Origin of the sequence: Micromonospora sp. NPDC048843 (assembly GCF_040649965.1) — a bacterium.
GTDB classification, from domain to species: Bacteria; Actinomycetota; Actinomycetes; order Mycobacteriales; family Micromonosporaceae; genus Micromonospora; species Micromonospora hortensis.
On record NZ_JBEZGJ010000081.1, the window covers coordinates 23,387 to 31,361 of the forward strand.

A 7,975-nucleotide genomic window follows, 5' to 3' on the forward strand; every position below is an offset into this window, starting at 1 on the left:
GGGTGCGTCAGGAGCGACGGACCTCGCCGACGCCGAGCACGAAGGCCCGCCAGGCTGCCGCACCGAAGGCGAGCACCGGACCGGAGCGGTCCTTGCTGTCCCGGACGGCGACCTGACCATCGACTGTCGCGACCTCCACGCAGTTGCCGTTGCCGCTGCTGCGCGTGCTGGTGCGCCAGTCCGCTCGGGTCAGGTCGTACGCCGTCATCCGCGGTACCTCTCGTCTGCGTCGGCGTGCCGCAGAAGCGGTCACGCAAAGTTACGAGAAGCATGCTCAAGACGGGTCAACGACGCCGTCGGATCGAGCGCCATCCGGCACAGCTCCTCGTGCAGAAGGCTATACCCGAGCACATGATCGGCTTCCTCCAGAGCCAGCCCCATCGTGAGGTTATCCAGGTAAACCACTGACGCGTCGGCGGCATCGGCGAAGTTGAGGATCACGTACGGGGTGCTCATCGCGGGATGCCCTCCAGCGGTGAAGGGAAGTACCTGGATTGTCACGTTGGGTAGTTGTGCGATCCGGCTCATGTGGACCAGTTGTTCGGCCATCACCGCGGCGCCGCCGACCGGGCGCAGGAGCACCGCCTCGTTGAGGATCACCGACAGATCGACCGGCTCCTCGCGGCGCAGCACCTCCTGTCGGCGCAGTCGGGCGGCGATCTTGCGCTCCAGACCGTCCTCACCGGCGGTGCGCCGGAAGATCTCCCGGGCGTACGCCTCGGTCTGCAGAAGCCCGGGCACCGACTCGGCCTCGTACGTGCGCAGCGTCGCCGCCTCGGCCTCCAGCCCGACGTAGAACTCGAACCACTCGGGGAGCACGTCGCTGTAGTTCTGCCACCAGCCGCGCTGCTGTGCCCCCCGGGCGATCTCGATCAGCGCCTCGGCATCCGAACCGGTCACCTGGTACAGCGCGAGGGCGGCCCGGACATCACGCGGTTTGATGCCGATCTGCGCGGTCTCGATCCGGGAGAGGTTGCTCTTCGACATGTCGAGCTGACGGGCTGCCACATCGAGGGTCATGCCCGCGCGTTCCCGAAGTTGGCGGAGTTCCCGGGCGATGCGGCGTCGCCGCACTGTCGGGCTGGCGGCGGGTCGGATGGCGGGGGTGGCGGTCACCGTCCGAGTCTGCCACGACAAGATCCGCAGGTCGCATATGCACGGAGTGCAACTTTCGAATCTGGGAGTTGCGTTGCAGTAGCTGTCGGTGCATCCTTTCCCGGTCGCGATCACTGTGGACATACCTGTGCGGGAGGACCGTTGCTCATCGCCGACGAGTTCTTCCTGATCGCACACAACGACAGTCGCGGCAAGGCCAAGCTGCACCCGGCGGCGACCGGGTTGGGGCTGGCCGGCGGGCTCCTCGGCGAGCTGATCCTTTATGGACACATCACGGTCACGGCCGGGCAGATCACCGTCATCGACCGGCGCCCGCCAGCCGATGCCCTGGCGCACACCGTGCTGGACCAGTTGGTCGGGGAGTCCCAGCACCGGGAGCTGCGTACCTGGCTGAGTTTCCTGGCGCAGAGCGCCACGACCTCGGTGGGGGAGCGGTTGGCCCGCGCCGGGGTGCTGCGCCGCCAGGAGAGTCGCCGGCTGCTGCGTACCTCGGTCAGCTACCTGCCGATCGACCTCAACGCGGTGGCCTGGCCGGCCACCCGGCTGCGGGCCCTGCTGGACCGGCCGGACCCGCCGGGCGTGCCGGACGCCCTGCTGCTCGGCCTGGTCGTGGCCGCGGGGCTGACCCGCGAGGTGCTGTGGAGCGCCGGCCCCCGCGCGCACCACAGGTTGAACGTCCTCATCCCCGCGCTGCCGGCGCCACTCAAGGAACTCGTCGGGCACACCGAGGCAGCCGTCGGCGCCGCCGTGCTGCGCGGCATCCCCTGATCCCCTCCGGTAACCCCCAACCCTCCCCTCGTCAATCGGAGTAGTCGTATGCCCCCGACATCGACAGTCGACCGACCCAGCAACGTCTCCGAAGCCCTGGCCCGAGGCCGCCTCGGCATCCCCTCGGTGATCTTCTTCGTCCTCTCCGCCGCCGCGCCATTGACAGTGGTGGCCGGCGTCGTCACCACCGGCTACGGCGTCATCGGGGTGACCGGCATCCCGCTGGCCTTCCTGCTGATCGCCGCGGTGCTCGCGCTCTTCTCGGTGGGCTACGTGGCGATGTCCCGCCGGGTGGAGAACGCCGGCGCCTTCTACGCCTACATCTCCCGTGGCCTCGGCCGACCGGCCGGCGTGGGCGCCGCCTGGGTCGCGCTGATCGCGTACAACGCGTTGCAGGTCGGGCTGTACGGCACCATCGGCGTGGCGGCCGAGCCGGTGCTCGACCGGCTCTTCGGTGGGCACCCGCACTGGGCCGTCGTGGCCCTGGTGGCGTGGGCGCTGGTCGGCCTGCTCGGCCTGCTCCGGGTCGACCTCAACGGCATGGTCCTGGCCGCGCTGCTGGTCGCCGAGATCGTGGTGGTTCTCGTCTTCGACCTGGGACAGCTCGGCAACCCGGCCGACGGTGGGGTCAGCTTCGCCCCGTTCTCACCGGACAACCTCTTCGTGCCGGGTGTCGGCGCGGTGCTGGTGCTCGCCGTACTCGGCTTCGTCGGCTTCGAGTCGGCGGTGGTCTTCAGCGAGGAGAGCAAGGACCCGAAGCGGACGGTGCCGTTGGCCACCTACCTCTCGGTGGCGATCATCGCCGGGCTGTACGCGCTGTCGTCCTGGACCATGACCGTCGCTGTCGGGCAGGACCAGATCGTCGCCGAGGCCGGCGAGCAGAGCGTCGGGCTCATCTTCAACCTGGCCGCCGCGCACCTCGGCGACACCGCGGTCACCATCGGGCAGGTGCTCTTCCTGACCTCGGTGCTCGCCGCGATGATCTCGTTCCACAACACCACTGCTCGCTACACCTTCGCGCTCGGTCGGGAGCGGGTGCTGCCGGCGGTCTTCGGGCAGACCTCGGCCCGTACCGGGGCGCCGCGGGCCGCCTCGGTGGCGCAGAGCGTCCTCGGACTCCTGGTCATCCTGCTGTACGCCATCAACGGCTGGGATCCGGTGGTCCAGCTCTTCTTCTGGGTCGGCACCACCGGCGGCTTCGGTGTCCTGCTGCTGATCGCCACCACCTCGGTGGCGGTGATCGCCTACTTCGCCCGCTCCGCCGGGGGCGAGAACCTCTGGCGACGGGCCATCGCGCCCGGCCTGGCCACCATCGCGCTCTTCGTGATCATCTGGTTGGCCGTGTCGAACTTCGCCAACCTGCTCGGCGTCGCGCCGGACTCGACGCTGCGCTGGGCGCTGCCCGCCGCGTACCCGGTGGCCGCCCTGCTGGGCATCGGCTGGGCTCTTCTGCTGCGCAGCAACCGCCCGGACACGTACGCCCGGATCGGCCTGGGGGCGGCGAGCGCCGCGGCCGCCGTCAAGCCGGAGGCGCCGGCCGCCGTGGAGGTGACCCGATGAGCGTGGTCATCGAGCAACTCGGGCCGGAGGAGACCACTCTCGTGGCGGGTCGGATCGCCGAGGCGTTCACCGTCCTGGAGGTGACGTACTGGCTGGTCCCCGATCCGAGTAAGCGGGAGGCGGTACTGGCCGGCGACTTCGAGATCCTGGTCGGACACGCGATGCGGCACGGCATCGTCCACGCCACAGCGGACCGGGCCTCGGTCGCGGTCTGGTTTCCGTCGGTCGGTGAGCCGGCGCCGCCCCCGGCGGACTACGACGCCCGACTGGCCGCCGCCTGCGGCGAGTGGACCGACCGGTTCCAGCACCTGGACGAGCTGTTCGCGGCGAACCACCCGCATCCGGATCACCACCACCTCGCGTTCCTGGCGACCCGGCCCGACCGGCAGGGGCAGGGCTTGGGGAGCGCGCTGATGCGCCACCACCACGCCTGGCTGGACGCCAACGGGATGCCGGCGTACCTGGAAGCGAGCAGCCCGCGCAGCCGGGACCTGTACGCGAAGCACGGCTACCTGGCCGGCGAGCCGTTCCGGGTGCCCGACGGGACGCCGTTCTGGCCGATGTGGCGGGAGCCGGCCGGGCGCTGAGCCGGTCGGTCGACGCGACCAGCACGTCCTGTGGTCGCACTGTCACGCTCACGTGACAGCACTGACAACACTGACAAGAGCGGAGGGCCGGGTCCAATGGACCCGGCCCTCCGCTCGTCAACTGATCAGTACGTGCCGTCGAGCTGGCCGCGCAGCTTGGTCAGCGCCCGGGTCAGCAGCCGCGAGACGTGCATCTGCGAGACACCGATCTGGTCGGCGATCTGCGACTGGGTCAGGTTGCCGTAGAAGCGCAGCGTGAGGATCTTCTGCTCGCGCTCGTCGAGGGTGGCCAGCGCCGGGCCGAGGGCGACCCGCAGCTCAGCCAGCTCGAACTCGCTGTCCTCGCCGCCGAGCATGTCGCCCAGCTCGGTGGCGCGCTCGCCGTCGCCGGTCGGGGTGGACAGCGACACCGCGTTGTACGCGCGGGCGCCTTCCAGGCCCTCCAGCACCTCTTCCTCGGTGAGCTTGAGGTGCGCGGCGATGTCGGCGACCGTCGGCGAGCGGCCGAGGGTCTGCAGGAGCGAGCTGTTGGCGTCGGAGATGGCCAGCCGCAGCTCCTGGAGCCGGCGGGGCACCCGGATGTCCCAGGTGCGGTCCCGGAAGTGCCGCTTGAGCTCGCCGATGATGGTGGGGATCGCGTAACCGGCGAAGTCGACACCGCGCTCGGGGTCGAACTTGTCGATGGCCTTGATCAGGCCGATAGCGGCGGTCTGCGCCAGGTCGTCGTTCGGCTCGCCGCGCCCGCTGTAGCGGTGGGCCAGGTGGTTGGCGAGCGGCAGCCAGGCCTCGATCGCCCGGTCCCGCAGCGCGGCGCGTGACGGGTGGTTGGCGGGCAGCGCCGCCATCGCGTTGAGCAGGTCGGCGGCGCTGTCGGTGAGAGCGCGCGGGTCGAGCTTGGTGGTGGCCTTGACGGCTGCGCTCGGCTGCTCGGTGATCGTTGGCGCGGTCATGGGTGGTCCTCCCTGCACCTCGTCCGCTGACAAAAAAGACGTGACGCTTTGGTTTAGCTTCCAATAGGCCGTTCGGGAGTCACCTTAACCTGATCGTCTCCCAGAAATCTAGCCGAAAGGTTGATGTACTTAAGGTGTGTTGAACCATAAAACGGGCAAATGGCGCGGAATCCAGGTGCGTTGTGAGGATCCTTACCCGTTGTTCCCGCTACCGTCCGCTGCGGTCCGCTGCCCGGTCGGCCGGCCGGTCCGGCCGATCGGCCCACGGGTCGCGTCGACTGGTCAACATGAAATCCGACAAGTCGCCAGGAGTGTCGACTATCCGTCCTTGTCCCGCTGGTGGGACCGGCCGTAGCGTCGCGTGTACACACCCGGTTCGGAGGCACCGTGCTCGATCCAGCCGCTCCCCAGCTTGTCGTGAACAGTCGCACCCTCTACTTCAGCTGGCTGCCGGCCGATCCCGACGCGGTCGCCGCGCTGGTCCCGCCGGGGCTCTGTCCCCGTCCCGACCGGCAGGTCTTCCTGAACCAGTACATCGTCGACGACGAGACGCAGACCTCCGGCTTCGGCGCGTACTCGCTGACCTACCTCGGAGTCTCACTGCTGGGCGTCGACGCGCCCGGCGGCCTCAACGCCGGTGGCTGGTGGACCCACTACGTGGCCTCCAGTCGGCGGGTCCGTGAGTACGCCGTCGCTCGCGGCGCCCCGGTGATCGCCGGGCGCACCCGGATCGACGTGAACGGCGAGGACCTGGTCTCCGAGACGGAGATCGACGGCACGCCGCTGATCCGGGCCCGATGTCGGGTGGGGGAGACCGGTCACGTGATCAGCAGTGGGCACCACCGCTACTTCACCCGGCGCGACGGCCAGCTGATCAGCTCGGCCTACCCGTTCGTCGCCGAGCCGGTCGCCCCGTTCGAGATCGAGTCGGTGGAGTTCCTCCAGCCCGGCCACCCGATGTACGCGCTGCGCCCGGCCAACCCGCTGACCATCGGCTTCGGCTACTACTCACCGCGCTCGTCGTTCGCCTACCCCGGCGGCCTGAACGTGCACGGGGTCGCCGCGCCGGAGCCGGCCCGACCGCATCACCAGGTGCCGGCCAGTCTCGCCCGCAGCGGCCTGCCGTCCGGGTCGTAGACCAGCCGGTACACCGGCAGCGCCCAGGCCCTGGTGTACCACGGCAGCCGCTCGGGGCGGTGCGGGCGCAACCGCCCGGGCGGCCGTTCTCCCACCTGGCCGTCGTCGTACCACTGCTGCAGCGCGTCGGCGGCGGCCGTGACGGCCGCGACGGCGTCGGCCGGGTCCAGTAGGTCGGTGTCGTCCGCGCCGTCCGGGTCGCGGTCCAGGTGCTCGCGCCACAGCCGCAGTCGCAGGTCCCGGGCGAAGCTCCGCGCGCCGTCGCCCCGCCCGGCGGGGTCGGTGGGCTCCCGCTGGTCCGGGGTGTCGTCGAGCACGGCGCAGGACAACTCGCTGTCGTGCGTCCAGGACCGCCGGTTGAAGTTGTCGCTGCCCACGCTGGCCCACACGTCGTCGACCACGCAGACCTTCGCGTGCACGTAGACCGGGTCGCCGGCGTGGTTCTCCACGTCGAACACGTGCACCCGGTCCGGTGCGGCCCGCTCGCACAGCGACAGCGCCTGCTCGCGCCCGACCATGTTCGGCGGCAACGCCAGCTTGCCGTCCACGTCCGGGTGGCGGGGGACGACGGCGATCAGGTGCAGGTCCGGATTGTCCCGCAGAGCGTGCGCGAAGAGGTCCGCGACCTCGGCGGACCAGAGGTACTGGTCCTCCAGGTAGATGAGCCGGCGGGCCCGGCGTACCGCCTTGGTGTAACCCCGGGCCACGGTCCGCTCCCCGTCGGGTGCGAACGAGTAACGCGGGCGGACGGCGGGGTAGGTGCGCAGCACCTGGATCTGGTGCGGACCGCAGGGCGGCGGATCGGCCGGCTGTTCGGGCAGCGGGTCGGGGCGCAGGTCCGAGCCGCGCAGCCGGTCTCGCAGGTAGGCCATCGGGTTCTCCGAGTCCAGCGGCATCGGGTCGGTCCAGCGTTCCCGGAACAGGGTGTCCAACGCGCCGACCACCGGACCGCGCACCGCGAGCTGCACGTCGTGCCAGGGCGGATTGGGTCCGTACCGGGGGGACATCTGCACCGGTTGCGGGTCGCCGTGGTGCGCGGCGTCGTCGCGGCGGCTGTGGCACAGGTCGATCCCGCCGGCGAAGGCGACGTCCCGCTCCGGCGCGCCCTGGTGCCGCAGCACCACGAGCTTCTGATGGTGCGAGCCGCCGCGCCGGACCCGTTGGTCCAGCAGCACCTCGCCACCGGCTGCCGAGATCGTTTCGCTGAGGTCGCGGTTCTCGGCCTCGCTGTAGGCCAGGACGTCGAGGTGCGAGCGCCAGATCAACCCCTTGACCACCACACCACGCTGCGCGGCCTGCGCGAAGAGTTGGGCCACCGTCGGACCGTCCGGGCGCAGTCGATGGTCCGGGTCACCACGCCAGTCGGTGAAGAACAGGTGGTCGCCGGGCCCCAGGGCCTCGACCTCGTCGACCAGTCGGTCGAAGTACGCCGCACCGTGAATCAACGGCTCGGCGAGGTTTCCCGTGGTCCACACGGGTATGCCAGAGACCGGGTTGGCGCGTTCCTCAGCGGTGAGGAACCAGTCTTGCAAGAGCACCGTCCAGCCCCCCTGGAGGTCGGCAACGTCCTCACGGTAGGACCCCCGACGCGGGTCCGCACGCCAGGCCCCCAGACCGGTGACCTGGCCAACGCCATCGGAAGCGACGCGACAACAGCCGAGGAGGCCACACCATGCCCCGCGACACGACGAATCCCGTGACCGAGAACCGCGAGCCGGCGGTGGAGAGCGAACGGGGTGCGCTGGTAGCGGTGTTGGTGATGGTAATTCTGGGTGTTGCCGGGATTTTTGCGCCCGCGGTGGCGACGACGAGGTGCCCCTCCGGCACCGGCCGCCACCGGGGATCGTCGTCGTGTGG

9 protein-coding genes are annotated in these 7,975 nt (G+C 70.3%); 5 read left to right on the forward strand and 4 right to left on the reverse strand.

The window, feature by feature from the left end:
• Window positions 1–7: 7 nt before the first annotated feature.
• Together AB0C20_RS19705 and AB0C20_RS19710 are read right to left on the reverse strand one after the other, a co-directional pair.
• Window positions 8–208 carry a DUF397 domain-containing protein gene (locus AB0C20_RS19705; RefSeq protein ID WP_355423608.1) on the reverse strand — a complete coding sequence of 67 codons (201 nt, stop codon included), beginning with the start codon at window positions 206–208 and terminating at the stop codon, window positions 8–10.
• A gap of 41 nt (window positions 209–249) precedes the next feature.
• Window positions 250–1,074 carry a helix-turn-helix transcriptional regulator gene (locus AB0C20_RS19710; protein ID WP_357187489.1) on the reverse strand — a complete coding sequence of 275 codons (825 nt, stop codon included), beginning with the start codon at window positions 1,072–1,074 and terminating at the stop codon, window positions 250–252.
• A gap of 183 nt (window positions 1,075–1,257) precedes the next feature.
• Here AB0C20_RS19710 and AB0C20_RS19715 point away from each other — a divergent pair, with 183 nt between their 5' ends.
• From AB0C20_RS19715 to AB0C20_RS19725, 3 genes are read left to right on the forward strand one after another with little or no spacing between them, the layout of a single operon-like run.
• The gene (locus AB0C20_RS19715; RefSeq protein WP_357187380.1) at window positions 1,258–1,884 is read left to right on the forward strand and encodes a GPP34 family phosphoprotein; all 627 of its coding nucleotides are present in this window, start codon (window positions 1,258–1,260) and stop codon (window positions 1,882–1,884) included.
• 48 nt (window positions 1,885–1,932) lie between these two features.
• Window positions 1,933–3,444, forward strand: coding sequence for an APC family permease (locus tag AB0C20_RS19720; protein ID WP_238682901.1), 1,512 nt, complete (start codon window positions 1,933–1,935; stop codon window positions 3,442–3,444).
• Window positions 3,441–4,031, forward strand: a complete 591-nt coding sequence (locus AB0C20_RS19725) for a GNAT family N-acetyltransferase (protein ID WP_357187376.1) — start codon at window positions 3,441–3,443, stop codon at window positions 4,029–4,031. The genes AB0C20_RS19720 and AB0C20_RS19725 overlap by 4 nt, the downstream gene beginning before the upstream one ends.
• 125 nt (window positions 4,032–4,156) lie before the next feature.
• Here AB0C20_RS19725 and AB0C20_RS19730 read toward each other — a convergent pair whose 3' ends face one another.
• On the reverse strand, window positions 4,157–4,981 hold the full coding sequence (locus tag AB0C20_RS19730) for a SigB/SigF/SigG family RNA polymerase sigma factor (protein ID WP_091401616.1): 825 nt from the start codon (window positions 4,979–4,981) through the stop codon (window positions 4,157–4,159).
• 387 nt (window positions 4,982–5,368) lie between these two features.
• Here AB0C20_RS19730 and AB0C20_RS19735 point away from each other — a divergent pair, with 387 nt between their 5' ends.
• A complete protein-coding gene (locus AB0C20_RS19735) occupies window positions 5,369–6,118 on the forward strand; it encodes a hypothetical protein (RefSeq protein WP_357568463.1) in 750 nt (249 codons plus the stop codon).
• Here the strand turns inward: AB0C20_RS19735 and AB0C20_RS19740 are convergent.
• Window positions 6,067–7,656, reverse strand: coding sequence for a phospholipase D-like domain-containing protein (locus AB0C20_RS19740; RefSeq protein WP_357568464.1), 1,590 nt, complete (start codon window positions 7,654–7,656; stop codon window positions 6,067–6,069). The genes AB0C20_RS19735 and AB0C20_RS19740 overlap by 52 nt on opposite strands.
• Window positions 7,657–7,790: 134 nt before the next feature.
• Here AB0C20_RS19740 and AB0C20_RS19745 point away from each other — a divergent pair.
• Window positions 7,791–7,975 (forward strand): hypothetical protein (locus AB0C20_RS19745; RefSeq protein WP_357568466.1); only part of this gene is annotated, 185 nt, incomplete at its 3' end.

What these genes read in the sequence shown, in the direction of transcription:
- AB0C20_RS19705 (WP_355423608.1), bottom strand. Translation starts at nt 208, where the DNA reads ATGACGGCGTACGACCTGACCCGAGCGGACTGGCGCACCAGCACGCGC.
- AB0C20_RS19720 (WP_238682901.1), top strand. Translation starts at nt 1,933, where the DNA reads ATGCCCCCGACATCGACAGTCGACCGACCCAGCAACGTCTCCGAAGCC.
- AB0C20_RS19725 (WP_357187376.1), top strand. Translation starts at nt 3,441, where the DNA reads ATGAGCGTGGTCATCGAGCAACTCGGGCCGGAGGAGACCACTCTCGTG.
- AB0C20_RS19730 (WP_091401616.1), bottom strand. Translation starts at nt 4,981, where the DNA reads ATGACCGCGCCAACGATCACCGAGCAGCCGAGCGCAGCCGTCAAGGCC.